Raw genomic sequence first — 25,603 nt, forward strand, 5'->3', positions numbered from 1 at the left:
GATGGATGCGCGGAGCAGCGCCGGGAAAGGTGTGAACAGGGTGGAAGCGGAACCCCCGTCGATTGCGGTCATCGGCCTGCCGGGAGGCTGGTCGACGAAGATGCTCGTCGAAGCCTTCAAGCGCTGCGGCTGCGAGACCGCCTTGTGGGACGCCCGAGGACTCACGCTCGACCTAGACCAGGGGAGGGTCTGGGGCGGCGCCGAACGTATTCTGGTCGATGCCGTCGTTCTCAAGAAGATCGGCCGGACCTATGCTCCGCGCATGCTGGATCGGCTTAGCGTCCTGAACTGGCTTGCGCAGCGCGGTACACCCATTTTTTCCCGACCAGCCAATCTCAAGCGGGTGCTGGACCGCCTGAGCTGCACGGTCGAGCTGTCCTTGGCGGATATACCCATGCCGCCCACCGTTGTGACAGAGGACATCGATGCAGCGGTCCGGGCCGTTGAGACATTCGGGCGGGCCGTGCTCAAGCCCGTGTATACCTCCAAGGCCCGCGGCATGCGCGTGGTCGATTCCGGTCTGGCCGCTCGCTCCGCGATCGAGGAGTTCCGCGATGAAGGCCACGCCCTTGTGTACGTGCAGAAGCTGCTCAAGCTTCCCGGTCGCGATCTCGGCTTGGTATTCTGCGGAGGGCGGTATCTGGGCAGCTACGCCCGCGTCGGGAAGGCGGATTCATGGAATACGACGACCGCCTCCGGCGGGAAGTACGCGCGGGCCGAGCCCGGCGACGACATCGTCGCCCTGGCCCACAAGGCGCAGGCTGTATTCGGCCTGGATTTCACCTGCGTGGATATTGCTGAAAGCGAGATTGGACCGGTCGTGTTCGAGGTCTCGGCCTTTGGCGGATTCCGCGGCCTGTGGGAAGCGGAAGGAGTGAATGCGGCCGATGCCTACGCCCGGCACGTCCTTTCGCGAATCAGCCGTGAGCAATAACTTGACCACCATCGCCGCGCTGGAGAAGTCGTTGCTGGCCGGTCAGGTCTGCGGCACGTCCCTGCGCCTGAAGTTCGAAGATTTTTCGATTGCTGTCCGCACCAACTCCGGGCAGTTGCGCAATGAGCTTGTGCATTACTATCGCCCCTTTGTGCAGCAAGGGGAACCGTTCACCGAGCAACGACCCGATGATAGTGTTTCGGTGGTGGACGGCGACGCGCCCGTCGTGGGCATCCCGCTTCAGGACGTTCCCCTCGATCCAGGCAAGACGCGACGCAAGGAAGCGGTGGCCGACCTCGCCGACGGGCGCGTGGTCCTCAAGGTGCGGACGGGCATGTTGTTCTTGATGGGTCCATCGTCGGCAGTGGCCGTCGGACCGGCCCTTCGCAACACGAATCAGATCATCAATTTCATCGACAGCCGTTACCTGCGCTGGCGTCTGGATCGAGGCGGCGTGCTGCTTCACGCCGCCGGCGTGCGCGGGCCTGGCGGTGGGGTGGTCATCGCCGGGCTTTCCAACCGCGGAAAATCAACGCTTGCGCTGCGACTCGTCGGGGCGGGGTTGGATTTCATCAGCAATGATCGCGTCGTTGCGCAAAAGAGCAGCGACGGCTTGATCATGTACGGATTGCCCAAGCAGCCCCGGGTAAACCCCGGCACCATCGTCACCAACCCGATCCTGCGCAGTCTGATCCCGGAATCGCGCCGCAATGCGCTTTCAGAGCTTTCTCCCGATGAACTCTGGCGGCTTGAGGACAAGTACGATGTGGACATCGAGGCTTGCTTCGGCGAAGGTAAACGCGTGCTGTCCAGCCCGCTTCGGTGTGTCGTCGTCTTGAGTTGGAAACGGGGTGAAGGTCCGCCGCGATTGAATCGGGTGAATCTGGCGTCCCGGTCCGACCTGCTTGCCGCACTGATGAAATCCGTCGGCGTCATGGTCGGCGGGTCGATCAATCCCGATGTCCGTCGGCCTCGTCCCCAGGCGTATCTTGCTGCGCTGGACGGCTGCCCGGCATACGAATTGGGGGGCGGGGCAGACTTCGACTGGGCGTGCGAAAACGTGATGTCATTGATGAACACTCCGAAAACCATCCCGGGTGGGGGACAGCCATGAGTCCCAGCGACGTTCCGGCCCCCGTCCGCGTTCCCATACACCGGACGCACCGCGTTCCCGACCGCCTCCGCCTCATGCGCTTCCGCAAGGCGCCGGAATACGGTCCGCGCGTGCTCTTCTTCAGCGGAGGCACGGCGCTCAATCCCCTCAGCCGGGCCCTCGTCGAATACACGCACAATTCCATCCACCTGACGACACCCTTTGATTCCGGCGGAAGCTCGGGGAAGTTGCGGGGCGCTTTTGACGTCCCCGGTGTGGGGGACTTGCGCAGCCGACTCATGGCCCTGGCGGACCGCAGCGTGCGCGGACAATCCGACATTTTCAATCTCTTCGCCCATCGGCTTTCCCAGAAGGCCTCGGCCGAGGAATTGCGTCGCCGGCTTGAGGCGATGATCGACGGCAATGATCCCCTGGTTTCCGCCATCATGGACCCCATGCGCAAGCTGATCCGCAATCACTTGCGGCACTTTTACGAGGGGATGCCGGCCGACTTTGACCTTCGCGGGGCGAGCATCGGGAATCTCGTTCTCGTCGGCGGATACCTCAACAACCGCCACGAGATTGATCCCGTCGTGTTTCTTTTCTCTCGGCTTGTCGAAGTAAAGGGAACCGTCGTTCCCACCGTCACGGGTGACCTGCACCTTGCGGCACGGCTTGGGGACGGCAATCTTGTGGTTGGCCAGCACCGCATGGCCGGTAAGGAATATCCCCCGATCGGCAGTCCGATACGCGAGCTGTTCCTGGTCAAGGATCTTGAAGCCAAGACACCCTGTCGCGTATCCATCGACGAGCGTGTCCGCCGACTCATCGGACAAGCCGATCTCATCTGCTTTCCGATGGGCAGTTTCTTCTCCAGCGTCGTGGCCAACCTGCTTCCAGCCGGTGTCGGCGCCGCTGTGGCAGCCAACCCTTGCCCGAAAGTCTATATCCCGAACACGGGAACCGATCCGGAGCAGTTCGGGCATTCCGTCGCAGATTGCGCGGCCATTCTTGTACGAACGCTGGCGGCTGATTGCGGCGCCAAAGCGAAGGTGGACACGCTTCTGACGCACGTGCTCGTGGACAGCCGGACCAGTGCCTACGCCGCGGCGGTGGATATGGAGGCGATCCAGTCGCTGGGGCTCTATGTCATTGACGCGCCGCTTGTGACAGACGAATCGGAGCCTAATCTTGATGAAGATCGGCTCCTTTCCGTGCTGCTGTCCATGAGCTGATGTCGTCGTTTACGAAGTGATTCCATCGGAGATTAACAGGTGTCAACAAACCAGAGAGCACGAATCGTCGAGATCATTCGGGGTGCCCGAGTCAGCGCGATTATCCGCACCAACAGCCGGGATTCCGCCGCACGAGCCATCGACGCCGCTGTCGAAGGGGGTTTCCGCATGGTCGAATTCACGCTGACGACGCCGTCCGCGTTGGAGCTGGTTGCGGAGTTTGCCCGCCGGGACGGGCTCCTCGTGGGGGCGGGCACGGTGCTCAGTCCCGAGGCCGCCCGCCAGGCGGTTCAGGCCGGTGCGCGTTTCCTGGTTTCGCCCGTTTGCGATCCGCCCGTTCTTGCCGAAGCCGCTCGATTGGATGTGCCGACCATTCCGGGGGCGTATACGCCGACGGAAATGCTCGCCGCATGGCGCCTCGGCGCCGATTTCGTGAAGCTCTTCCCCGCCCCGCCGGGCGGTGCGGACTACGTTCGGGCGATTCGCGGCCCGCTCCCCGATCTGCCGATATTCCCAACAGCCGGCGTCACGCCGGAGAACTTCACCGAGTTCCTCGACGCGGGTTGCGTGGGCGCAGGGTTTGTCGCGACGCTCTTCCGACCGGATGACATTGCCCACCGGCGTTTCGATGCCATTCGCGATCGGGCGGCAGCGATCTTCACCCGTCTTCGGGCGTGGACCGAATCTCACCGCGCCGCCGGCTGATCCTGCCACCCTTTGGGCGGAAGTTCTCTCAGGCTGCTGGGGACTCAAGCTTGACGATCGCGCAATTGGCCCAACATCCTTCAGCGGTTTTCGGTCCGCGAGTCGCTGCCGCCCAGCCGCTGGACGAATCGCAGGTCGCGCGGCGGCTGGAATCATCCACCGAACTTGCGACTTGGGTCTCGTGCTGTGAAGCCGCTCCCGAGGCCCTGTTGGTCATCAACGATTCTCACCGCAGCACGTGCACGCGCGAGGTGCTCACCGCGCTGGCAACGTTGCTGGGGCGGCAGTCAGCGAGTCCGTCCTTTCGCGTACTGGTCGCCACCGGCACGCATCGCATTTCCAACGCCGAACAGAGGCACTTCGAGTCCCGAACAATTCTCGATTGCGGCTTGCGGATTTCAGCCGTCGTCTGGCACGATGCCCGCAGCGAGTGCCTCGCGCCATTCGCCGGCGTCCGCGTTCATCCCTGGCTTGTGGAACTTGATTGCTGGCTGGCCGTCGGCAGCGTCGAGCCTCATTATTTCGCCGGTCTGACCGGCGCCCACAAGACGGCGACGATCGGTTGCATGTCCAAGGCGGACATCGAATCGAATCATCGCGGCGCGCTCCATCCGGGGTCGGACGTGCTCTGTTTGCATGGCAATCCCGTGCATGAGGGCATTGCGCAGGTTCTCCGAGAATTCTCGGCGTGCGGGAAACACCTTCTGGCGATCAATGAAATCGTGGCCGAGCGGCATATCCTCGAACTCGCCGTGGGCGATCCGCTTTCAACCCTGGAGTTGTTGCTTCCCCAGGTCCGCTCGGTCTACGTTCACGCCGTTCCTGGACCGGCCGACCTGCTTCTGCTCCATGTTCCCATGCCGCTTGGCCGCAGCCTCTACCAGGCGGACAAAGCCCTCAAGAACAACCATCGCGCCGTTCGCGATGGCGGGGCGATTCTTCTCGAAGCCGACTGTCCCGACGGTGTCGGGGACGATGCCTTCCTGGGACTGCTGGATCGCGCTCCTGACTACGCCTCGGCCTGTCGCCTTGTCGAACAGGAGGGCTATCGCCTCGGAGATCACAAAGCTGTCAAACTGCGTCACCTGACCGATCCACTGATGCGGGGTGTCAGGGTTGCGGTCGTTTCGGCAAACCTTTCCGATGAGTTGGCACGCCGCGCCGGTCTGCGAGCGTTTGCGGATCGCGCCGAGGCCCTCCAATGGCTCGCGGGTGCGTGCAGCGGCTCGATGCAGAACACGATCGTCGTGAACGACGCGGGATTTGTGGTCGTGATGCCCGCGGAAAACGGCGCGCCGAACCCTGGTCCGGCAGCGGACTTCAATCTGCACGACCAATGATGTCTGCGTCATGGCAGGCCGGTTGTCGCGGAGTCGATGATTTCCCGAAGGCGCGCGAGAAGCCGCTGGGCCTCGTCGGTGTTACCGCTGCGCACCGCCTCCAGCACCGGCACAGCCGCCTCCGATACCTCGGAGAATCCCACGATTCCGCTCGTGCCCACCATCTGGTGGAGTATCTCCCGAGCTTCCGCGAATGCGCCGCGTTCGATGGCTTCTTGCAGCGTCTCCGCCCGGCGGGGAAGTTCTCTCGCGTATCGATGGCGTACCTCGTCCATTTGGGCAGTGTTGTCGGGCGGAGGTTGCGATTCCCGGGTTTCCACATCGGCGCTTTGCAGATAGGCCGCTGAACGCTCGATCAGCGTATCAAGCGGTATGGGCTTACTCCAGAAATCATCAAAGCACGGATCAACGACGTGAAGGTTGTTGGCTCCGGACACGGACGCCGTCAAGGCGATGATCGGTGCCAGACATCCCCGACGCCTCAGCTCGCGACCGGCCGCGTTCCCATCCATGCCCGGCATGCGAATGTCCAGCAGAATGAGGTCGAAGGGCTGCGCCACGGCCTCGCAAACCGCTTCGTGCCCGTCGCCGACGAGCACGACCTCCGCGCCCGCACCACGCAGGGCCAGTCCCAGCAACTCCCGCGCGTCCGGGAAATCGTCTGCGATCAGCACGCGACCTTTCAACCGACGGGACGTTGCGCTCGCCCCCGAACGCAATCGGTGGAGCTCCGCATAGGCATCTTCAGGAGTCAAACGGGATTCGTCCGCGCAGTTTCCGATCGCGACGCGCAGGGTGAACGTGCTTCCCTGTTCTTCAACGCTCGTGACATGAATGTCGCCGCCCAGTTGTTCAGCGATCCAACGGGTCAACGAAAGCCCGAGCCCCGCGCCGACCTTCCCCGCAATGGGCTGGCGATCCAGTTGCGCAAAAGCTTCGAAGATGCCCTCCAGGCGCGAAGACGGGATCCCGACGCCGGTATCCGCGACGGCGAAGACAACGTGCCTCTTGTCCTCTCCTGTTCGGACTTGAAGGAGAATATGGCCCGCATGCGTAAACTTGAAGGCGTTGTTCAGGAGATTGACGATGGCCTGTTTGAGTCGCGTGGCATCCGTATGGATCACCGCCGGAATCGCATCAACAACCTCTACACGAAACTCCACGTCGGGTGAGCGACCCAGCGACTCCACGATGGCACAACAATCCGCGATGACGGAAACGAGCGATACGTCCGCGCAATCGACCTGCAGTTTTCCGGCTTCGATCCGCGCCGCGTCCAGGAGGTCGTTGATCAGCGAAAGAAGGTACTCCCCGTTTCGGACAATGGTCTCCAGCCGCCGTGGCAGGTTCTTGGAGGATTCGCGATTCACCAGCTCCGCGGCGCCGAGCATGGCCGTGATCGGTGTTCGAATCTCGTGGCTGATGTTGGCCAGAAAGCGACTCTTGGCCTGCGATGCCGCCTCCGCCGCCGCTTTCGCCCGGCGTAATTCCACTTCGGCGCGCTTTTTCTCCGTAATGTCCGTGGAGACGCCGCAGACCGCATAAACCCGGCCGTCCAGGTCATGGAGAGGAAACTTCACGGAAAGGTAAATGTGCTCGCCGTCGTCCTGCGGCACCCGTTCTTCAAACTCAATGGGAACGCCGGTGTCGCGCACGCGGCGGTCGTTGGCCTGGAAGGCTTCAGCGTAGTTCGGCGTAAACAGCTCGACATCGGTGTGTCCCACAATCTGATCGCGCGTAAAGTGGAACATCTGTTCAAAGACCCGGTTCGTCAGGATATACCGCCCGTCTGCGGCCTTCGCGTAGATAACCGCCGGGGAATTGTCCACGATCGTCTGGATTCGTTTCTCGCTCTCGTCCAGCGCCGTGACCGCCTGCACCCGTTCCTCGACCGCCCGCCTGACCTGTTCGTATGAGTCAGACAGGGCTCGCGTCCGCTCCTCCACCCGCCGCTCAAGCGATTCCCGCGCCTCCCTCAGCTCCTGCTCCGCGCGGTGCCAGTCCGTAATGTCGGTGATGAATCCTTCAAGCGCCTGCAAGTTCCCCGCCGCGTCGAAGACCCCTCGTCCCTGTTCCCAGACGACTTTCTCGACGCCCTCGGCCGTCCTGATCCGGTAGGTCATGCGAAAGGGCTGTCGCCGATCGACGCCTTGCTGGACGGCGTTCCAGACAAGCTGCCGGTCCTCCTCATGAATAACGTCCGCGTAGGCAACGAGCCGATTCTCAACGATTGCCTCCGCGGCGTATCCGGTCAGTTCCGCACAGCCTTCGCTGACGAACTCCATCGTCCAGTCGGCGTCATTGCGGCAGCGGTACGCCATACCGGGCAGGTTGCTCAGCAATGTGGACAGTGCCCGCTCGCTTTCCCGCAGGCGATCGGACGTCAGTTTCCGCTCCGTCATATCCGAGCCGATGCCGAGGAAGGCCGCTTCGCCGCGATAGCGGACGGGTGACGTAACGTAGTCCAGCCAGAGTGTACGCCCATCCTTGCGGAGGATCCGAATTTCGTAGCGGGAAATGCTGGGACGGTCGATGGACTGGCCCGGACCCCAGGCCTGTGCAATGGTCCGAGCGTCCGGATGGAGAAGCGCCCGGAGCTCCAGGCCGACCATCTCTTCCATCGGGTAACCGGTTAGTTCGCAGGTCTGTTCGCTGGCATAGACGATGCGCCCCTCCCGATGCACCCAGAGCGCTGCCGGGATTGCTGCAATGACGTGCGCCAGTACGTCGCTGCAGTCACTCAGCAGCGATTCGTCTGAAATTGTCTCGCCGCGGGTCGCTTTCATCCGAGACATGCCGTCGCTGTGGTGCGGAATCCGATACCAGTCTTGCCCCGACCAATCGAAGCGTCAATCCTCTTTCGACCATTTTGCGGACCACGAGCAGCCCGGGGGGCCGGATTCCGCGGGAGTGCCACGCGGAAGGTTCCCTCGCACAAAAGGCGCCGTCCGCGGATGCTCCCGCTTCGCTCCGCGGGACCGCCATCCGCCCCGTCTTTTCATTGACGGTTACCGGACGACTTCTTACCATCTTCACGCGGGTATTCAGGTGTATTCAGGAAGGAAAGGTGAGCGTAATGATGATCTCCGAGGCGATGAACGCCCGACTTAACCGTCAAGTCAGCATGGAATTTGCAGCTTCGCACAAGTATCTGGCCATGGCCTGCGCGTTCGATGCCATGGGATTCAAGATTCTCTCCAAGCGCTTCCGCCTTCAGGCTGACGAGGAACGCGACCACGCCATGAAGATTCTCGATTACGTGCTGGAAGTCAACGGCCGGGCCGATCTCGAGCAGGTTCCCAAGCCGTCGGGGAAGTACGAGTCCGTTGAGCAGATTGTGAAGACGGCTCTCGAAAGTGAGCTTGAAGTCACGCGCAGCATCAACGAGATCGTCGCTCAGGCTGAGTCGGAGAAGGATTTCGCCACGCGTAGCTTTCTCCACTGGTTCGTCGACGAGCAGGTCGAGGAAGTGGCCAGCATGACGGAATTGCTCGATCTCGTGAAGCTTGCCGGTCCGAACATCCTGCTCGTCGAGACGCGCGTGTTCCATCAGATGCAGGCCGGCAAGTAGCGGCCGTCGCGCGATAGTCAGCAATGGCAGAGAGCAATCATCATGAACCAGCCGATTGACCTGCGCAGCGACACCGTCACCCGTCCGTCCGCGGCCATGCGCCGTGCCATGGCGGAAGCCGAAGTGGGGGACGACGTCTTCGGCGACGATCCCACCGTCAATCGGCTTCAGGACATGGCCGCATCGCTGCTCGGCAAAGAGGCGGCCCTGTACGTCCCTTCTGGTTCGATGGCGAACCAGTCGGCGATCCGTGCTCAAACGCAGCCCGGTGACGAGATCGTCGCCCACCAGGACAGTCATATCTACCATTACGAGGCTGGGGCGCCATCGGGTCTTTCCGGCTGCTCGCTGCGACTGCTGAACGGCGATCGAGGTCTATTCACGGCCGATGACGTGCGCGCCGCGGTGCGTCCGCCGGATTCCCACTATCCGCGGTCCGCCCTCATCGTTGTTGAGAACACGCACAACCGGGGGGGCGGAAGCATCTGGTCGATCGAGGAAATCGCTCGAATTCGCGCGGTCGCCGACGAAAACGATCTTCGCATGCATCTCGACGGAGCGCGCCTGATGAATGCGTGCGTCGTCCGCGGGGTGAAGCCGACCGAGTACACCCGCTATTTCGACACGGTTTCTACCTGTTTTTCCAAGGGGCTCGGCGCCCCGGTCGGCTCCGTTATAGCTGGTTCCAGTGAGGTCGTTCGCCGTATTCACCGCTTCCGGAAAATGTTCGGGGGCGGCATGCGCCAGGCGGGAATTATCGCCGCGGGCGCGCTCTATGCCTTGCAGAATAACATCGAGCGCCTCGCCGAAGACCACGCCAACGCCCGCCGCTTGGCCGAAGCACTGGCCGAAATGCGACATTTGAAATGCGACCTGGACGCGGTCGAAACCAACATCGTCTACTTCAATGTCGATCCCGATTACGGTACGGCCAAGTCGGTTTGCGAGTCTTTCAAGGCTGCCGGAGTATGGCTGCTGCCCGTTGCGCCGCAGCGCGTGCGTGCGGTGACCCATCTCGACGTGTCTTCGGCCGACATCGAATCAGCCATCAAGTTGATCCACGCCTGCCTGCGCGAGCCGTTGCCGGCCTGATTCCGGGTGTGTCGTGCGCCCTCCGTTCTTTTTTCGCGAGGGCTTGATTCTCATCAGTCGTCTCGGAGCTCGGCCAACGCCTCCATCTCCACAAGCAGGTCCGGCCGGCACATTTCGGCAGCAATCCACTCGATGGATACCGTGGAGCCTGCATGCTCGCCGCACCAATCCTGGACGACTTGAAAATCGGCTTGGGGGGCCACGTATACCCGCAAGTGCGTAATCTCCGGGGGAATGAAGTCGACATCGTCGCCCGCGCGTTCGGCAATGATACTCGTGGGAGGAAGCGCGCCGATGGCGAGGCGCGCTCGGGCCGCCTCGATCACGGCGCCCAGATTGCGCACCGACTCCGCAGCCTGCGCGACGGCATTCCCCGCGTGCCGGGTCTCCTCTCCGATGACACTGGCCGTGCCGCCAATCAGCAATGGATGCGGCCCGCCACCCGATTCCTCAACCAGCGTTCCCCGCGCAAAACAGGGCGGCCGATCGCCGAATCGCGATGAATAGTGCCAGGAGTCTTTCTGGCGAACGTTGCCAAAATGGACTCCCGGCCGGTCGCGAGCGAGGAGAGCCAAGACCAGTTCATCGCCAAAGTGCCCGACACCGGTCGAAGTCGGCACCTGCGATGCGAACGACTCCGCGGTTCCGAAGTGACTCAAGAACGCCTGATGCCGTCCCGAATTGAACGCCGCGTACCGTGTCGCGAATTCGCCCACAGGATCGAAAATGCCCGGAAGAAACGCCCAGAACCGTACGGGGTGCTTTGCGGGAAAACGCGAAACGCGTTCCAGCAGCGTTTCGTAGGCACGCCGTGTCGCATCGCGGAACGCATTTCCCGGCAGCGATCGGGCGCCACGGATGATCGCCTTCTGCAGCGTCGCCCGGGCGGCCGTGCCAATGGACACCTCGATGTCGGAGCCGGTGCCGAACTGCGGCCGCAGCTCGCTCAGACCCAGTTCGAATACCCAAGGCGGAAGCGGCGGGGCGACAGCTCCGGTGTTTGAATTCGGCACGGACATGCACCACTTGCTTACTGGCGCGACATCGGACGACTCGATCCACGTTTATCGATCGAATCTTCCCCTGCTGCATGATTGTAGCAGGCGCCGGCATGGTTTCCGGAAACCGCTGCTTTTATGAGACGTGATGTCCCGCCCGGGAGTCAAGACCGAGCATCGACTTGCGGAATCGCATCGCAAGGTTCTCAGCCAGAGCCATCGGATTGTAGCTGGAATCCGCGATGATCCCGTGAAGCCTGCGCCGCTGCATTCCCATGTTCCCCGCGTCATAGATCGGAAAACACAACGCATCACGCATGTGCCGCTCCAAGGGGTAATCGCGCAGATAACTGTTGACACCCATGAGCCGCATGGCATCGTTCAGGGCCGAGACGGCCAATTCCCCGTTGAAAATCTTGGACAGCGCCGCGGCTTCCTGGCCTTCACCGTCATGGCAATCAAGGTAATGGGCCGCTCTCCAGGAAAGATACCGAGCGGCTTCGATCTTCATCTTGATGTTGGCCAACATGTAGCCCACATTCTGATGATGGATGATCGGGTGGGTTCCGCCGCCGGTGTAGTTTCGCGACCACTCGAGCACGTATTGGAACGCCGCCCGCATGACTCCGACGGCGGCAATTCCCGCCACCGGACCGCTCCACGTGAATGCCTTGGTGAGGCAGAGGTCGCCGTTCCCCTTGCTGCCCGGGAGGAGGTTACAGGCCGGAATCCGGCAATGGTCGAAAAGCAGTTCGGGCTGAACTGTTGTGCGGTGGCCCAGCGTGTCAAGGATGCCGGTGGTCTCGAATCCCTTCGTGCCACGCGGGACAATGAACGCGGAGAGTCCGCGCGTCCCCCCAGACTCGGGATCCGTCCGCGCGATCACCACGCAGACATCGGCTCCGCGCCGATCCCAGCCGCACCCGTTGGTGTTCCACATCTTCCGACCGTTCAGGACGTACTCGTCGTTGGCCTTGTCGTAAGTCGCGGTAACGTTGATGCCGGCCGGCAGGGGCCCATCGCCGTCGAAATTGGCCGTCCCGGAGGGTTCACTCACGATCCACCCGCCGATGAACGTCTTCTCCGGATCACTTGTTGCAGCCCGCAGCCACTGATCCCGCTGCTCGTCGCTGCCGTACCAGAGGATGGGAAGCAGGGTCAGCCCGTTGACCAGCAGCGTGCATCCGAATCCAGGATCGACCGCGCAGATTTCCTCGGCCACGATCTGGTAGTCGACGTTCGAGGCCCCGATGCCCCCGTACGCGCGCGGCACGAACGCCATCGCCAGCCCCAGTTCGTACGCCCGCTTGTACACGGGCTTCGTCGCCAGGAACCCCTCCCAGGGGTTCGCCAATCGGTCGGCCTGTTCCACGACCGGCCGCAGCTCCTTCTCTGCGAACAGTCGCGCAACGCGCTGCATCTCGCGCTGTTCGTCCGAAAGCGTGAAATCGATGCCCATGTCTCCACCTCCTGCCGTGGGTCTGCCAAGAGTCAATTCGGTTTTTGTCCTTAATAATAATCGCTCGGCAGGGGGCGTACCAGAAGGCGCCGTAATTCGAACCGAGTTGCCAGGAGTGGGCGTTGCGAGCCGTGTCCATGCGCGCAAAAAAACGGGCAACCCCGATGGAGGGATTGCCCGCAGTCATTCGAAAGTCGAATCCTGTCGCGGACTACTTCTTGCGATTCCGCGAACGAACTACCAGAGCCAGCGCTCCGACGCCCAGCAGACCGAGCGTCGCCGGCTCGGGAACGATGGCTCCCGAAGCCAACGTCGTGGCACCACTGAAGCTCTGCGCCACGCCCTGGCCATCCGTGAACCAGTTGCCGAAGCCCAGTACGACGCTCGCCCCCATATAGGGAGGCGCCGACGGGAAAGTCATCGAGAATCCCGCACCCGAGTTTCCGTCGAACGTGCCGTCGGTCGACGAGTTCGTCGGTATCACATTGGTCAGCAGGCCGTTGAAGGTCGCTGATCCGCCCGTGTTCGTCCACGTGCCCATGATCGTGGCGGTGAACGTATCACCGTCAATATCCGTCAGCGTCAGTGAGCCGCTGCCGTTGGCACTCATGCTCGTAACGGCGGAAAGGTTCATGCTCAGACCAAACGCCGCCGCCCCCGGGAAACCGGAAGCAGGCACCGTTCCGGCGAACAAGGCGTTGCCCGACGGTGCGATGATGCGCGAAACGTTTCCGTTGGCATCCGCGTCATCCACGGCCGTGAAGAGCAGCGATCCGGAATTGAAGCCGCCATCCAGATTGCCGTAGTTGAAAGACAAGAAATCAACCGCGGCCGCGCTCGAGCTCATCACGCCCAGGAAACACAGGGCCAATACACAATTGCTGATCTTCCGGTACAGCATGCTATTCCTACCTCCGGGAACCCCCATTAGTACGGGGCGGACACCCCAAAACTACAGTCCGCCCGCGTTGTAGATAGACTACCCCTTCCCGCGCATTATAGCCCGCCCGGGATGTCCCCGCCAGCGCCGGCGCCCGTTTTTCGGATATTTCATTGATGACTCGGAGAAATCTTTTCGGTTCTCAATGTACTGTTCGACCCGATTTCGGACATTGGAGCGCCGCCTCCCTGGGACCGGGAATAGGCCTTTTCCAGCTGCTCCACCATTCTTCGCCAGTCGAACTCGTGGAGGCAAAGCGAACGGCCGCGCCGTCCGAACTCGCGGCGCCGCTGCGGGTTATCGGCAAGTCGAACGACCGCATCGGCCAGCGCTGAGACATCGCCCAGCGGAACGACCCACCCGGTCTCGCCCTCGCGGATGACCTCGGGCGCACCGTCGATATCGAACGCAACGGCGGGTACTTCAAGCAACAGAGCCTGGACCACCGCCCGGGGAAGTCCTTCCCAACGGGAGGCATGAACGAGCAGATCAAAACCGGCTATCAGCCCTGGGATCTCCTCAGGGCGGACCAGCCCCAGGATGCGGACCCGATCCCGTAGGCCGAGATCCGCAAGCCGGCGCTCATAGACGGGCCGGTTCCGCCCATCCCCGACCCAGACGAATCGGGCCGCCGGATGTCGGGCGACAATGCTCGGCATCGCCTCGATCAACTCCTCATAGCCCTTGTTGTCGAACAGGCGGGCAACGGTGCCGATGACAGTGGCTTCTTCGACGAGCCCCCAGGAAGCCCGAACGTGGCGCCGGGTTTCTTCGCTCGGCATGTATCGTTCGGTTTCGATTCCGGATCGCACGGTAATGAACTTCTCGGCCGGGCCGAGTCCGGCGGCCACCGCCTGTTGCCTCATGGCATCCGCCACGCAGATAAACACGTCGGTTTTCCGCGCCGCACGTTTCTCCAGCATGCGGTAGAAACGCTGAACCAGGGGCGATTGCGTCCGATTGAAGCTCATTCCATGAATCGTGTGCAGGACAAGCGGAACGCCCGCGCCGTGAGCCGCGTCGCGACCGAGTATGCCGGCCTTGCTGCTGTGTGTGTGCACGACATCCGGGTTGATGCCCTTTAGAAGTCGCCGGATGTCGCTTCGTGCTCGCCAATCGCGGAGCGGTCGAACGGCGCGGCGAAGACTGCCTAGAATCACCGTTCGGAACCCCACCGCTTGGGCTTGCTCCCAAAGCGATCCTTCCGGTCCGGTCTCCGGCCCCGATAACAGAATGACCTCGTGGCCGCGCTCGTGGAGTCCACGACAGGTCAGCAGGGTGTTCTCCTGGGCGCCGCCGACGATCATTCGCGTGATGATGTGACAGATCTTCATTCGTCGACCGGATTGTTCTCGGGGGGATTTGCCGCGCCCGCGGCGCCCGGCGTTCCGGATTGGAGTTCAACCGAGGCCGGCTCCGACGCGCCACCCAATCCCGCCGGACGCAGTACTTCAGCCGGATACCGGACCCACATCAAACCCAGTCCCTGTGGCGGGGCCGTTGCTCCCGCCTTCGTCCGATCCCGGCTGGAGAGAATCTGCGATACGTCGTCGGCGTCCCACCGGCCACGCGCTACCTCGAGCAGCGTTCCGACCATGGTCCGGACCTGCTTATAGAGGAATCCGTCGCCTTCGACACTAACCCGGATTTCGTCACGATGCTGCTCGATCTCGCAGCGAAAAACCGTGCGCACCATCGTCTGGCGAACAGTGCTGAGCGGGGTCATGGCACTGAAATCGTGGGTGCCCACGAACTGACGGGCCGCGCCGGCCATGCGTCCCACGTCCACGGGGTGCCAGATCACGGTCACGAACCGTTGGTTGTCCCGGCCGGAGGGCTTTCGATCCGCGGGCAGAATCCGGTAACGGTAGAGTTTGGAAATCGCGGCGAATCCAGGGTGAAATGCCGGGGAGACCTCGAGTGCGTCCAGGACGGTAACGTCAGGGGGTAGTCGGCTCTGCATCGCCCGGCGGAGGCGCTCGCAATCGATCGTGCTGGTCGTCAGAAAACTATCGACGTGCCCGAGGGCGTGAACGCCAGCGTCCGTGCGTCCGCTACCGATCAGGGTCACCGGGTGACGGACGACCGACTGTGCGGCAGATTGCAGTTCCGCCTGCACGGTGCGCTGCCCGTCCTGATGCTGCCAGCCGTGGAAATCAGTTCCGTCGTAGGCTACCCAGAGGCAGATATTGCGCGCCCCGGAATTTCTCATCCGGCCGATGGTACGCCGCGCTTCGCCTGCTTCGCAAGGCGGCATGTTCCAGTACTGAAATCAGCCCCGGGTTCGGTCGTGGCCGATTCGCAATATCAGGCGACCAGCTCCTCGCAGAGGGATCCGCCGAACCGGTGGCGGAGCCTGGTGAGGATCTCCTTGTGGATCTGGCTGACGCGGGACTCCGAGAGGTTCAGCACCGCGCCGATCTCGGCCATGGTCATGTCTTCGAAGTAGTAGAGGATCAGCACGAGCCGTTCTTCCCGCGCCAGACCGCGAGTGAGATGGTCGGCGAGGATCTCCCGGGTGACGGGCGACGCCGGGTCTTCGCTGCGTGGATCGCGCGTGTCCCAGGAGTGGCCGGTTCCCTCGTGACGATGGTCGTCACTGGGTTCCATGGCGCTGAAATGAACTTCCTTGCCCAGTTGGGACAGGCGGCAGAGATAATCGAATCGATCGACGGTCATCCGCATGCGGGCGGCGAGGTCCGCCTGCGACGGGGCGTGATCCAGGTCCGTTCCAAGCGCTTCCTTGACCATGAGGCGTCGCTTTTCGAACGTGCGGACGGTCCGGCTTTGCGGGTCCAGGCTGCGAAGCCAGTCCATCACGGCTCCGGATATACGCTGCTGGCAGAATGTCTCGAACTTGGCCTTACGCTCCGGATCGTAGGCTTCGACCGCCTCGATCAATCCGTCGAAAGCGGCACTGCAAATTTCGTCGTAGGACACTTGTGCGGGAAGCTTGCGGGCCAGCCGGGCGGCATGCGTATGAACCAGGTGGCTGTAATAGACGACGAGTTGATTGCGGAGTTCGACATCCCGATCCTTGAGGTACTTCTTCCAGAGCATTTCCACCGACATCTCTGCCTTGAGCATTCGCTCGTCCTCCGAATTGAACAGGATCAGCCAGTTTCGACGATTGGGGTGACCGCTTCCCCATCCGCTGGACAACGTGCTCGACGACACGCCGCCCGAAAAGCATCTGAATTCAGGCAGCAGGACACGTATCGTCCTTAGTTATCCATTTTCTCCAGTCTACCCATTATGTCAATATGATTTTTCCCATATTTCCGCTCCCGGCATCTCGACTGGATCGAAATTGGGCGCAGAAGCGCAGTTTCGGCCGCGCACGAAGGCTGAGCGAGCCCCAGTCGGTGGGCCGGCGGTGGCGGCTTTTGGTTATCAGTCCCTGGGGAGGGCAAGGAGGCTTTGGACTCAGGCGGTCGCGGCAGAAACCTGCGGGGCTTGTTGGCCGGATCGACGTTCGTCGCTCAAAACCGAGCCGTCGCGGAACCAGATGGTTCGGTCGCAACGGGCGGCCACATCCGGCTCGTGTGTCACCATGATGACGGTTCGTCCCTCGGCATGGAGGCGGTCGAAGACGGAGAGGATCATCTCTCCCGTCTGGGAATCGAGGTTCCCGGTCGGCTCATCGGCGAGAATGATCAGCGGATCGTTGATGAGCGACCGAGCGATGGCCGCACGCTGCTGCTGTCCTCCGGACAGCTCCATCGGGCGATGGTGGCCTCGCTCCCCGAGTCCGACCATCTCGATAAGCTCTTCTGCCTTCTGGCGACGTACAGCCGGCGGTGAACCCTGGTAAAACAGCGGAACTTCCAGATTCTCCAGGACCGTCAACTGCGGAATGAGATTGAAGTTCTGGAATACGAAGCCGATATGCCGGCCACGAATGTCTGAGAGCTCGTCATCGTCAAGCTGCGAGACGTCGGTGTCGCCAAGAAAGTACTGGCCGGAAGTGGGGCGGTCGAGACATCCGAGCAGATTCAGCAGCGTGCTCTTGCCGGAGCCGCTCTGTCCACAGATGGCCACCGACTCGCCCTCCACGAAATCGATGTCGATGCCGCGCAGGGCATGGACGCTGACCTTGCCGCCGGGTGTGCCGTAGACCTTCGTGAGCTTTCTGACGGAAGCAATCATGCGGTCTCAATGCGTGGCGTTGGGCTGGGGCGCGGTGGCCTCGCCTTCCGTCCCTTTCGGTTTCACCGTAATGGTCGCCTTGTCGTCGTCGCCCTTCGGAGCGGTGGCATCGGCGTTCTTCTCGGAATCCGATTCGGGCTTCTGGGTGGCCTTTTCCGCAGGTGCGACGCCGGCAGGACGGGTGGGTCGCCCCTGGGCACCTCCTCGAGGAGCCTGCGCCGGGGCGCCGGACGGTCGTCCGCGGCGCGACCCACCGGCACCCGCCGGTGGTCCGCCGGGTCGGCCGTTCTCGGGTCCGGTTTCAGGGATCATCCGCTTGAGGTTGTCGCCGAATGCGAGCAGTACCTGGTCCCCCGGTTGCAGTCCGGCTGAGACTTCCGCAAACTCGGTCCCCGTTGCACCGAGCGTGATGCTCGTCGGCTCGATGTCGGCTCCGTCCTGTTTGAACACGTAGCGCTGCCGTCCTCGGTTGTAAATGGCCTGAACGGGGACGGCCAGCTTGTCCGTCACCGTCTCGACAAGAATCGTCGCCAGGGCCGTGTTGCCGGGCTTCAGCGGCACCTCGGACGGATCGAGGGAAATCTCCGTTTCGTACTCCTTGAGGTCGGGGTTCAGCCAGCGGGATTGGGTTGCGGCGACGACACCAATCTTGGTGACGGTTCCCGTGAACTCGCGGTTGGGAACACCTTCCACCGTGACGCGCGCCGGCTGTCCAAGGGCGAGCCGGTCCGTCTTGGATTCGTGCACACGAACAACAACAAGCATGCGCGAGGTGTCCGGCACCTGCATGAGCACCTGCCGCTCGTAGACCTCGGCGCCCTCGCGAATCTGATCGTTATTTCCCCAGCGGAAACCGCTGTCGCCCGATCCATAGACGACGAACCCGGCCGTGGGAGCGACGATCGTGGTCTTGGACAACTGCGTGCGAAGCTTGGCGAGCTGCGATTGGATGAGCTCGAGTTCGCGTTTCTTGCCCTCCATATCGCGCTGCTTCTTGGTCTCCTCGGCCTTGGCGTTCTTATCCACGCGGTCGTGTTCCTTGCGCGCCTCTTCCAGGTCAGACTGCAACTTCGTGAGCTGGGCGACGTGGGTGTAGTCCGTGAGAACAGTCTTGGCGAGCTGCGCTTTCTGAAGATCCCATCCGGCCTTCTTGTAGGCGAACTCGGCCTGCTGGTAGTCCGTTTTCGTGGTGAAATCCCGATCGTACAACTGCTGCGAGGCCTGATAGTCCTCGTCGGCGTTCTTCAGCGTGATCTCGGCCTGTTCGATGGCGATGTCGGCGTCGCGTCGCTGCTGCACCCACTCACCTTTGAGATACTTGTCGAGCTCGAGCTCCTTGAGCTGAATATCCAGAAGCGCCTTGCGGATGTCGCTGGCGTTCTTGTCGCGCTGAATGTCGAGCTCGGTCTTGGCCGCTTCGTAAGCCGTGACGGCGTTGGCTTCCTTTAATTCCTCCTCCTGGATGCGCTGTTCGATGGCGTCGCTGGCAAGCCGCACGAGCACGTCACCCGGTTCGACATAGGCGCCTTCCTCGATGAGGCTGATGATCGTCGTGCGTCCCTCGACCTCGCAGATGATGTCGGTGGACTTGGCCGCCTTGAGCTCGCCCTTCTCTTTGAGGACGACGTCAAATGTCCGTGGAATGACGGTGAACTTGTCAGCGGAGGCGATGGTGGCCTGCTGTTCGCGCAGGGACCATGCCGCCCACCCGGCGCCGCCCAGAATTCCGGCGAGGAGGATCGAAAGGGCGACAATGAGGACAGGGCGGGCGGTTCGACGCTTCGCCTTTCTGCTTTCAGCGGCGATAACGGATCGGCTGCCGGCGGGCGCTGCGGTCGATGGTGAGCTGGTCATGGTCGGTTTGTCCGGCTAGGAGTCGTGATTCATCGAAACCACTCGGCGCAGTTTCGCGGCGCTACTACAGTCCCAACATAATACCACCGTCGGCCCGCTACAAATGCGGCCGCCGTACGAACTTGTACGTGCGGCGCGACGGGGCGTCGCCGCGAAAGCGAGGTCTGGCACGAATAAGTCGCTTCGCGACGGAAAATGTTAGTGCGTCGTCGCGCGGAAATCCCCTACGGACCGGCCGGTTCGGCCGGCAACACGAACATCTCCGGAGAGAACGTGCCGTCATCGGCGATCCGTAACGTACCCGTATCAAGACGGAAAAGCAGAATGGCGTTCCGGTAGGCGGCGACGGCCGAGGCCAGGCTGTTTCGAGCGGTGAGCAGATCATTTTCGGCGTCGACGACGTCCTGGTTGGTGGTCTTTCCCAGCTCGAATTGAGCACGGGCGGCGTCGAGTCGGTATTGGTTCTCCTCGACGTTAAGCGCCTGAATATTGCGGACCTCAGCCTGTTGACCGATTTGCCGGACGGCGCTGCGCACGTCGGCACGGACCCTGTCACGAGCTTCGTCGAAGCGCCGCTCACTCCGTCGCAGGTTGATGAGTGCGGCGCGGTACGAATTCCGCTCGGTCTTGCGATCGTCAAGTCGCAGTTCGACACCGGCTTCCCAGCGGGTCTGGTCGGTGTTGAATCCCACGACGTTGTAACGGTCGGGTGGTGTGCCAAGATCGGCCGAACCCCTCACGTCCAGATCGGGAAGAATCTGGTTTCGGGCCACGACGACGGCGCGACGAACGTCATTGACGCTGTCAGCTTCATTGAGCAAATCCAAGCGCAGGCGTATCGCCACTTCCTCCGCCGTGTCGAGCTCCACATCGGGGAGCATCAAGTCGAGGGACTGGCTCTGCTCATCCTCGTCCTGGCTGACCACGTTGAGCAGCTTGGAGACGGGCAGGCCGAGAAAGATCTTGAACTGGTCCAGGGCCGATTCGTAGCGCTCCTTGGCGCTGACCAGTTGGGCTTCCGCCTGCCGAAGAATGGACTTGGCGCGGGGGGCCTCGAAGACCGAACGAGATTGCCCCAGTCGGTTGATGAACTCGGCCCGCTGCCAGTCTTTGAGGCGGCTCACGTAGCTCTTGTAGGTGTTGTTGATCGCCGCCTTGTTCTGTTGAAGGTCGAAATAACGGGCGGCGACATCGACGATGAACGATCGCCGGAAACGCTCGTAGTTGCGTACCGCGTAGATGAGGTTTCGTTCCGCCTGGTAGCGGGACTCATACGCCACGCGACCCGATCCCCGCAGCAGGGGGATCGCGGCTTCGAGAATCACCGAGCCCGTTTCCGCGGTGGTGACCCGTTCGTGAAGATCGCGAACCAGGTTGCTGATGACCCGGGCCGTGACCGTCCCGCCGTAAGGAAGGCGCTGAGAGAATCCCACGTCGCTCGTCGCGTTCAGCGTCTGGGCAAACAGCGCGGCCTCCCCCTCGTTGGCGTAATCCGCCGAGAAATTGGCCACGAACTGCGGTGTCCAGAGATGTCGTTCGAGGGTCAGGTCCAGGGCCGCAAGGTAGAGATCCTCGCGGGCGTCCTGAAGAGTGCGGGCGCTCTCGATCCCGGCGGCGATCGCATCCCTCAAGGTAAACACCTCGACATGCTCGCGGACATCCGGGGGGTAAATGTCCGGCGTGAGAACCGGCTGAGCACTCTCCTCGGCCGTGTTGCTTAACTGCGCGGCTTCAGCGGACTCGGCAGCGGGCGTTGGTATTTGCGACGTGTCGTCCGCGGAGGGAACGGGCGGCGAAGCGTCTTCCGGCGATACGGGCGATGCCGGTGGGGGGGGCGAGGCAATCGGCGACTCTTCCCCGGGGACCGGGCTTGACGCCGTCGGCTGTGCCGCCGCTTCGGGCTGGGAAGGGGCTCCCGTGCGAAACTCGGAGGGAATCTCCGGCGTCACCGGATGGGGCTCGAAATCGTACATGGCCCCGGAAGGCCGCACCGGCTCATGCGGATCACCGATGTAGGCGTTGGATGTCTCGCCCAGGGCCGCCTGTTGACCGTCGCGAATGGCCTTGTACACCGAGCGGTCGGTCCAGTGGGTGACGGCATCGTGGCATCCAACAATGGATACGACGCAGACCAGACAAACAAGTATGACGCAGGCGGAACTCGGCTGGGGGGTTGCGGAGCGAAGATCGGCGTTCATGCAGGCGAATCATGCGTTGCGTGCGGGGCGGGTGTCAAGGGTCCAGGACTGGCGCGGGCAAGTGGAGTCGGCTGATTCGCATGTATGGCGAGGAACGCGGATGCCGAGCAATTGACGCGGACAAGATTGCACAAATAGGCGCGAGAGGGAATCGGACCATCACCGATCATGCGCCGCCAGTGGACGTTCACCGTCCGAGTGATTGCTTCCGGTTGTTGGCTCGCGCCCCGCGCGGAAGTCGGGGGCGTCCAGGGTGATTCCCCCCCGAGAATTCTCGCCGTCCGTGCGGCGGGCCCCTTGCCCAACGCCGGCGCTTGGCATAAGGGCGACCCACTGGTTAGGATGCCCGTTTCGCAGCATCGACGGTCCCGTCGCGGGTACGGGGTTCGATGCGGCGGTGTGCAAAATTCGTTCGAGCGGAGTCACCGATGGCTGTTTTCCAACCCGATCAGTACCGAAATGTCGTTCTCGTGGGACACACCGGAGCTGGTAAGACCACGCTCGCCGAAGCGCTCCTGTTCAAGGCCGGAATGACCACGCGCCAGGGCAGCGTGACCGATGGGACATCCATTCTCGATTTCACCGAGGAATCCCGGGAGAAGAAGAGCTCGCTGGACTCGTCCGTTGCCTTCCTGAATCACAAGGACTGCCACGTAAATCTGATCGATACCCCCGGGATCAGCGTGTTCTGCGGGCCGGCGATTGCGTCGCTGGCGGCGGCCGAGTGCGCGGTGATCGTCATCTCTGCTTCGGCCGGGATTCAAGTCAATACGCGAAAGATGTACGAGAAGGCGAAGTCGTACGGCTTGGCGATCTGGTTCGTCATTAACCATATAAACTCCGCAAACGTCGACCTGCCTGCCCTGGTGGCCGCTATCCAGGAGTCGTTCGGAGCCGAGTGCCTGCCCGTGAACCTCCCGACCGGCGGCGGAAAGCAGGTTGCCGACTGCCTCGCCGGCGATTCCGGTGACGCGGATTTCTCGAGCGTTGCGGACGCCCATTCAGCCTTGATCGATGCGATCGTCGGCGTGGACGACGAGCTCATGGAGCGATTCCTGGGCGGCGAACTGGCTGACGAAGAAGCCCGGTCCCATGCTCCGCGGGCCGTCGCCCAGGGAGCACTTTGCCCCATCCTGTTTACCGACGCGGTGGACGGCGTCGGTGTCGCCGAATTCCTGGACGCCATGGTAGCGCTTTGCCCCAGCCCGGTGACCGGCAAGCACCGCGTCCTCAAGACGGAGGAGGAGGAAATCGAGCTCAAGGCCGCTCCGGACGGCCCGTTCGTCGGGCAGGTCTTCAAGGTCACGACCGACCCCAAGAGCCACATCAAGTACCTGGGTGTGCGAATCTTCTCGGGCACGCTGACCAGCGACATGAGCATCCATACGGCCGACGCCACGAAAGGGGCTCGTCCGGGCCATACCATGCGATTCTTCGGCGGGGAACATAGGGACCTGGAAAGCGGTATGGCCGGCGACGTCGTCGCCTTGGCAAAGCTCGACTACCGAATCGGCGATGTGCTGACCTCCAAGGAAACGGGCACGGTCGATATGCCGGCGTTCCCCAAGCCGATGTTCTCCCTGGCCATCGAGTCGAAGAGCCGAGGTGACGAGGACAAGATCGGCGTGGCCCTGCGGCGATTCGAGGAGGAGGATCCCTGTTTCACCTCCGAGCGGGGAACCGGCGGCGAGCTCGTGGTCAACGGCATGGGCGACCTCCACGTGCGAACCATGCTCAACCGCATGGCCGGCCAGTACAAGTTGCACGTGGACACCAAACCGCCCCGCATTCCCTACCGCGAGACCATTACGGGAACGGCCAAAGACATTGAATACACGCACAAGAAGCAGACCGGCGGCGCGGGTCAATACGGCAAGGTCGTCATCAACGTCCTTCCCGCCCAGCGCGGCGAGGGTTACGAGTTCGTCGACAAGATCTTCGGCGGGGCGATCGACCAGTCCTTCCGTCCCAGCGTGGACAAGGGCATCCGGGCGGTCATGGCCGAGGGCGTCCTCGCCGGCTATCCCATCGTCGATGTCAAGGTGGAGTTGACCGACGGCAAGACGCACCCCGTCGACAGCAAGGACATTGCCTTCCAGATCGCCGGTCGCGGGGCTTTCAAGGAAGGATTCATGAAGGCCAAGCCCGTTCTGCTCGAGCCCATCGTGCACATCGAGGTGACGTGCCCGGCGGAAAATCTGGGCGACATTCAGGGCGACCTTGCCTCGCGCCGTGGCCGCCCTCAAGGACAGGAGATGCTTCCGGGCAACATGGCGGTCATCAAGGCCCAGATTCCTCTGTCGGAAGTGGCCGACTACAACTCGCGCCTGTCCAGCATCACCGGCGGCCAGGGCAGTTATTCCATGGATTTCTCGCACTACGAAGTCGTGCCCGGCAACGTCCAGCAGCAGATCGTCGACGCGGCAAAGAAGGAGCACGAGGAGGCAGGACACTAACGCATCGGGACAACGTGCGGAGATGGTTCTTGGTCTGAGTGGTCAGCAATACCGGACCGCTCAGTTGAACGCGACCGCATTTCCGCCAGTTGCCGCTCCAATTCGGCCACCCGCTGGGCGAGTTTGTCCTCGGACTTCGGCGCCGACCAGATGGGATAACCGATCTCGAAGAGGATGAGGTTCTCGTTATCTCCGTTACCGTCGTCGATATCCCGGCGCCGGTAGGAAACGCCCGTCGTGATGCCCTTGTCCCAGCGAAACTCGATGCCTTGCTTAGCTTCAAATCGGATGTCGTTGGTTTGGGCCTGGCTATGGTTGCGGTATTCCGGCCCGAAGGAGCTGCGGCCCCGCACTTCCTTCAAAGCGCACCCGCTTGAGAACATGACGAGGAGACCCAGGACCAATATTGCGGAGTGGCGCTGGCTCACCTGGATCACGGCCATCCCGATCTTCGCATCACTTTTCCGCCTCACGTTCAACTCCACTCGCTTCATAAGTCTCGCGCCTTTCTACTCGTGGCGTCCCGCATCCGCACAAACGACGCTGATTCGGACTGCCGCGAATACAGTATTCGGCCTATGCGGCCGACGCCCTCAGAAAACGACCTTGATCATCGTAACAATGCCGAGAATGCATGTCAGGATACCTACACTTCCACGCATGACGGATTCAGGCAGGAACCGAACCGTGACCGTGGCCAGCGGTACGCTGAGCAGTGCCCCCAGGGTCAGCGGCACAGCCAACGGCCAGTAGATCGGCCCGCCCTTCAGTCCCACGAAATACGCTACCAGGGCCACGAAGCACGTCAGCGATTCCGCCAGCGACGTGATGGCCACCGCGTGCTTGGCCGGCAGACCGGAGACGACCTGCCCCCCGGTGACCAGCGGTCCGTAGCCGCCACCGCTGAGACCCTTGTTGAATGCCGCAATAGCTCCGACCGCGATGATGTGGCCGCGGCGATAGCGAAGCTGGCGTCGAACGGTGGCCAGAATGACCACCCCCACGGAGAGAATGATCACGGCGATGATCCCGCTGAGCCACACCTTGGGAATCTTGAGCGCGACAGTGACGGCGGCGATCGCGCCGGCCGCGCTCAAAATGGACAGGAGTACGACCGTATGGATCGCGCGGCGATCACGAAGGAAATCAACGTTGCCATCGCGATGGTGAAGCAGCCCGGCCGCCAGCCCGGTGAGGCACTCGCTGAAGAGAATCGCGGGAACGATCTGGAGCGGCTCGAACCCCGCGAGCAGCAGCAGGGGCGTGAGCGTGGTTCCATAACCCATGCCCAGAGCGGAGTCGATGTACTCACAACTCAGCGCGGTCAGGAACACGATGATCAGCGTGAGCGCGGCCAGTTCGCCGCTGACAGCCGGCAGCGGCGTCCACTCCGGAATTGCGGCCTGAATCACGAACGCCGCAACAACCCCAAGAACCGCCAGCGCCCACATGCGAAGTCGTCGGCTATGGCGGACATAGTACCCGACACCGGATGTTCCGACGGACGTTGCTTCCATGACGATCCCCCCTGAATGGTGTGCCGCGAGAGTCGATTCCGTCTCTCGATGCGCCTCGGGCG

20 protein-coding genes are annotated in these 25,603 nt (G+C 62.4%); 8 read left to right on the top strand and 12 right to left on the bottom strand.

All coding sequences use genetic code 11. The features are described from left to right. Position 1: 1 nt before the first annotated feature. From J5J06_16310 to J5J06_16330, 5 genes are read left to right on the top strand one after another with little or no spacing between them, the layout of a single operon-like run. Positions 2-934, top strand: a complete 933-nt coding sequence (locus J5J06_16310) for a GAK system ATP-grasp enzyme (protein MCO6438657.1) — start codon at positions 2-4, stop codon at positions 932-934. Next, positions 888-2,048, top strand: coding sequence for an HprK-related kinase B (locus tag J5J06_16315; protein MCO6438658.1), 1,161 nt, complete (start codon positions 888-890; stop codon positions 2,046-2,048). The genes J5J06_16310 and J5J06_16315 overlap by 47 nt, the downstream gene beginning before the upstream one ends. Further along, positions 2,045-3,262: a GAK system CofD-like protein gene (locus J5J06_16320; protein ID MCO6438659.1), complete on the top strand. Its 1,218-nt coding sequence runs from the start codon at positions 2,045-2,047 to the stop codon at positions 3,260-3,262. Before J5J06_16315 ends, J5J06_16320 begins: the two co-directional genes overlap by 4 nt. 39 nt (positions 3,263-3,301) lie before the next feature. Next, the gene (locus tag J5J06_16325; protein ID MCO6438660.1) at positions 3,302-3,967 is read left to right on the top strand and encodes a bifunctional 4-hydroxy-2-oxoglutarate aldolase/2-dehydro-3-deoxy-phosphogluconate aldolase; all 666 of its coding nucleotides are present in this window, start codon (positions 3,302-3,304) and stop codon (positions 3,965-3,967) included. Positions 3,968-4,017: 50 nt separating this feature from the next. After that, positions 4,018-5,307 (top strand): DUF2088 domain-containing protein, encoded by a 1,290-nt coding sequence (locus tag J5J06_16330; protein MCO6438661.1) that lies wholly within the window; start codon positions 4,018-4,020, stop codon positions 5,305-5,307. A gap of 8 nt (positions 5,308-5,315) precedes the next feature. On the opposite strand, the gene J5J06_16335 is transcribed toward J5J06_16330, so the two are convergent. After that, a complete protein-coding gene (locus tag J5J06_16335) occupies positions 5,316-8,093 on the bottom strand; it encodes a PAS domain S-box protein (protein ID MCO6438662.1) in 2,778 nt (925 codons plus the stop codon). 290 nt (positions 8,094-8,383) lie between these two features. On the opposite strand from J5J06_16335, the gene J5J06_16340 reads away from it, so the two are divergent. Both J5J06_16340 and J5J06_16345 read left to right on the top strand, forming a co-directional pair. Beyond that, positions 8,384-8,878: a ferritin gene (locus tag J5J06_16340; protein ID MCO6438663.1), complete on the top strand. Its 495-nt coding sequence runs from the start codon at positions 8,384-8,386 to the stop codon at positions 8,876-8,878. Positions 8,879-8,920: 42 nt separating this feature from the next. After that, on the top strand, positions 8,921-9,970 hold the full coding sequence (locus tag J5J06_16345) for an aminotransferase class I/II-fold pyridoxal phosphate-dependent enzyme (GenBank protein MCO6438664.1): 1,050 nt from the start codon (positions 8,921-8,923) through the stop codon (positions 9,968-9,970). Between the two features lie 53 nt (positions 9,971-10,023). Here the strand turns inward: J5J06_16345 and J5J06_16350 are convergent, their stop codons facing one another. The 9 genes from J5J06_16350 to J5J06_16390 all read right to left on the bottom strand — a co-directional run bounded on the left by J5J06_16350 (position 10,024) and on the right by J5J06_16390 (position 21,568). Then, complete coding sequence (locus J5J06_16350) at positions 10,024-10,983, bottom strand: hypothetical protein (protein ID MCO6438665.1); 960 nt, start codon at positions 10,981-10,983, stop codon at positions 10,024-10,026. A 121-nt stretch (positions 10,984-11,104) separates the two neighbouring features. Further along, positions 11,105-12,427 carry an acyl-CoA/acyl-ACP dehydrogenase gene (locus tag J5J06_16355; GenBank protein ID MCO6438666.1) on the bottom strand — a complete coding sequence of 441 codons (1,323 nt, stop codon included), beginning with the start codon at positions 12,425-12,427 and terminating at the stop codon, positions 11,105-11,107. Between the two features lie 211 nt (positions 12,428-12,638). Next, positions 12,639-13,328 carry a PEP-CTERM sorting domain-containing protein gene (locus J5J06_16360; protein ID MCO6438667.1) on the bottom strand — a complete coding sequence of 230 codons (690 nt, stop codon included), beginning with the start codon at positions 13,326-13,328 and terminating at the stop codon, positions 12,639-12,641. Between the two features lie 149 nt (positions 13,329-13,477). Continuing rightward, complete coding sequence (locus tag J5J06_16365; protein MCO6438668.1) at positions 13,478-14,701, bottom strand: glycosyltransferase family 4 protein; 1,224 nt, start codon at positions 14,699-14,701, stop codon at positions 13,478-13,480. Next, positions 14,698-15,579: a tRNA pseudouridine(38-40) synthase TruA gene (truA, locus tag J5J06_16370; protein ID MCO6438669.1), complete on the bottom strand. Its 882-nt coding sequence runs from the start codon at positions 15,577-15,579 to the stop codon at positions 14,698-14,700. Before truA ends, J5J06_16365 begins: the two co-directional genes overlap by 4 nt. Positions 15,580-15,674: 95 nt before the next feature. Next, entirely contained in the window at positions 15,675-16,454 is a 780-nt protein-coding gene (locus J5J06_16375; protein ID MCO6438670.1) for a sigma-70 family RNA polymerase sigma factor, read from the bottom strand. A 339-nt stretch (positions 16,455-16,793) separates the two neighbouring features. Next, a complete protein-coding gene (locus J5J06_16380; protein ID MCO6438671.1) occupies positions 16,794-17,516 on the bottom strand; it encodes an ABC transporter ATP-binding protein in 723 nt (240 codons plus the stop codon). A 6-nt stretch (positions 17,517-17,522) separates the two neighbouring features. Beyond that, positions 17,523-19,370: an efflux RND transporter periplasmic adaptor subunit gene (locus J5J06_16385; GenBank protein ID MCO6438672.1), complete on the bottom strand. Its 1,848-nt coding sequence runs from the start codon at positions 19,368-19,370 to the stop codon at positions 17,523-17,525. A gap of 224 nt (positions 19,371-19,594) precedes the next feature. Beyond that, complete coding sequence (locus tag J5J06_16390) at positions 19,595-21,568, bottom strand: TolC family protein (protein ID MCO6438673.1); 1,974 nt, start codon at positions 21,566-21,568, stop codon at positions 19,595-19,597. A 428-nt stretch (positions 21,569-21,996) separates the two neighbouring features. Here J5J06_16390 and J5J06_16395 point away from each other — a divergent pair, with 428 nt between their 5' ends. Next, a complete protein-coding gene (locus tag J5J06_16395) occupies positions 21,997-24,024 on the top strand; it encodes an elongation factor G (protein ID MCO6438674.1) in 2,028 nt (675 codons plus the stop codon). On the opposite strand, the gene J5J06_16400 is transcribed toward J5J06_16395, so the two are convergent. Next, positions 24,021-24,497, bottom strand: a complete 477-nt coding sequence (locus J5J06_16400) for a hypothetical protein (GenBank protein ID MCO6438675.1) — start codon at positions 24,495-24,497, stop codon at positions 24,021-24,023. The two genes, J5J06_16395 and J5J06_16400, sit on opposite strands and share 4 nt — an antisense overlap. A gap of 120 nt (positions 24,498-24,617) precedes the next feature. Further along, positions 24,618-25,541, bottom strand: a complete 924-nt coding sequence (locus tag J5J06_16405) for a sulfite exporter TauE/SafE family protein (GenBank protein MCO6438676.1) — start codon at positions 25,539-25,541, stop codon at positions 24,618-24,620. Positions 25,542-25,603: the final 62 nt, after the last annotated feature.

It is taken from the genome of Phycisphaerae bacterium (genome assembly GCA_024102815.1).
GTDB lineage: Bacteria > Planctomycetota > Phycisphaerae > UBA1845 > UBA1845 > JAGFJJ01.

Excerpts from the sequence above, each read along its gene's own strand:
- J5J06_16310 (MCO6438657.1), top strand. The coding sequence starts at position 2 with ATGGATGCGCGGAGCAGCGCCGGGAAAGGTGTGAACAGGGTGGAAGCG.
- J5J06_16315 (MCO6438658.1), top strand. The coding sequence starts at position 888 with ATGCCTACGCCCGGCACGTCCTTTCGCGAATCAGCCGTGAGCAATAAC.
- J5J06_16320 (MCO6438659.1), top strand. The coding sequence starts at position 2,045 with ATGAGTCCCAGCGACGTTCCGGCCCCCGTCCGCGTTCCCATACACCGG.
- J5J06_16335 (MCO6438662.1), bottom strand. The coding sequence starts at position 8,093 with ATGAAAGCGACCCGCGGCGAGACAATTTCAGACGAATCGCTGCTGAGT.
- J5J06_16340 (MCO6438663.1), top strand. The coding sequence starts at position 8,384 with ATGATGATCTCCGAGGCGATGAACGCCCGACTTAACCGTCAAGTCAGC.
- J5J06_16345 (MCO6438664.1), top strand. The coding sequence starts at position 8,921 with ATGAACCAGCCGATTGACCTGCGCAGCGACACCGTCACCCGTCCGTCC.
- J5J06_16355 (MCO6438666.1), bottom strand. The coding sequence starts at position 12,427 with ATGGGCATCGATTTCACGCTTTCGGACGAACAGCGCGAGATGCAGCGC.
- J5J06_16360 (MCO6438667.1), bottom strand. The coding sequence starts at position 13,328 with ATGCTGTACCGGAAGATCAGCAATTGTGTATTGGCCCTGTGTTTCCTG.
- J5J06_16365 (MCO6438668.1), bottom strand. The coding sequence starts at position 14,701 with ATGAAGATCTGTCACATCATCACGCGAATGATCGTCGGCGGCGCCCAG.
- truA (MCO6438669.1), bottom strand. The coding sequence starts at position 15,579 with ATGAGAAATTCCGGGGCGCGCAATATCTGCCTCTGGGTAGCCTACGAC.
- J5J06_16375 (MCO6438670.1), bottom strand. The coding sequence starts at position 16,454 with ATGCTCAAGGCAGAGATGTCGGTGGAAATGCTCTGGAAGAAGTACCTC.
- J5J06_16380 (MCO6438671.1), bottom strand. The coding sequence starts at position 17,516 with ATGATTGCTTCCGTCAGAAAGCTCACGAAGGTCTACGGCACACCCGGC.
- J5J06_16385 (MCO6438672.1), bottom strand. The coding sequence starts at position 19,370 with ATGACCAGCTCACCATCGACCGCAGCGCCCGCCGGCAGCCGATCCGTT.
- J5J06_16390 (MCO6438673.1), bottom strand. The coding sequence starts at position 21,568 with ATGAACGCCGATCTTCGCTCCGCAACCCCCCAGCCGAGTTCCGCCTGC.
- J5J06_16395 (MCO6438674.1), top strand. The coding sequence starts at position 21,997 with ATGGCTGTTTTCCAACCCGATCAGTACCGAAATGTCGTTCTCGTGGGA.
- J5J06_16405 (MCO6438676.1), bottom strand. The coding sequence starts at position 25,541 with ATGGAAGCAACGTCCGTCGGAACATCCGGTGTCGGGTACTATGTCCGC.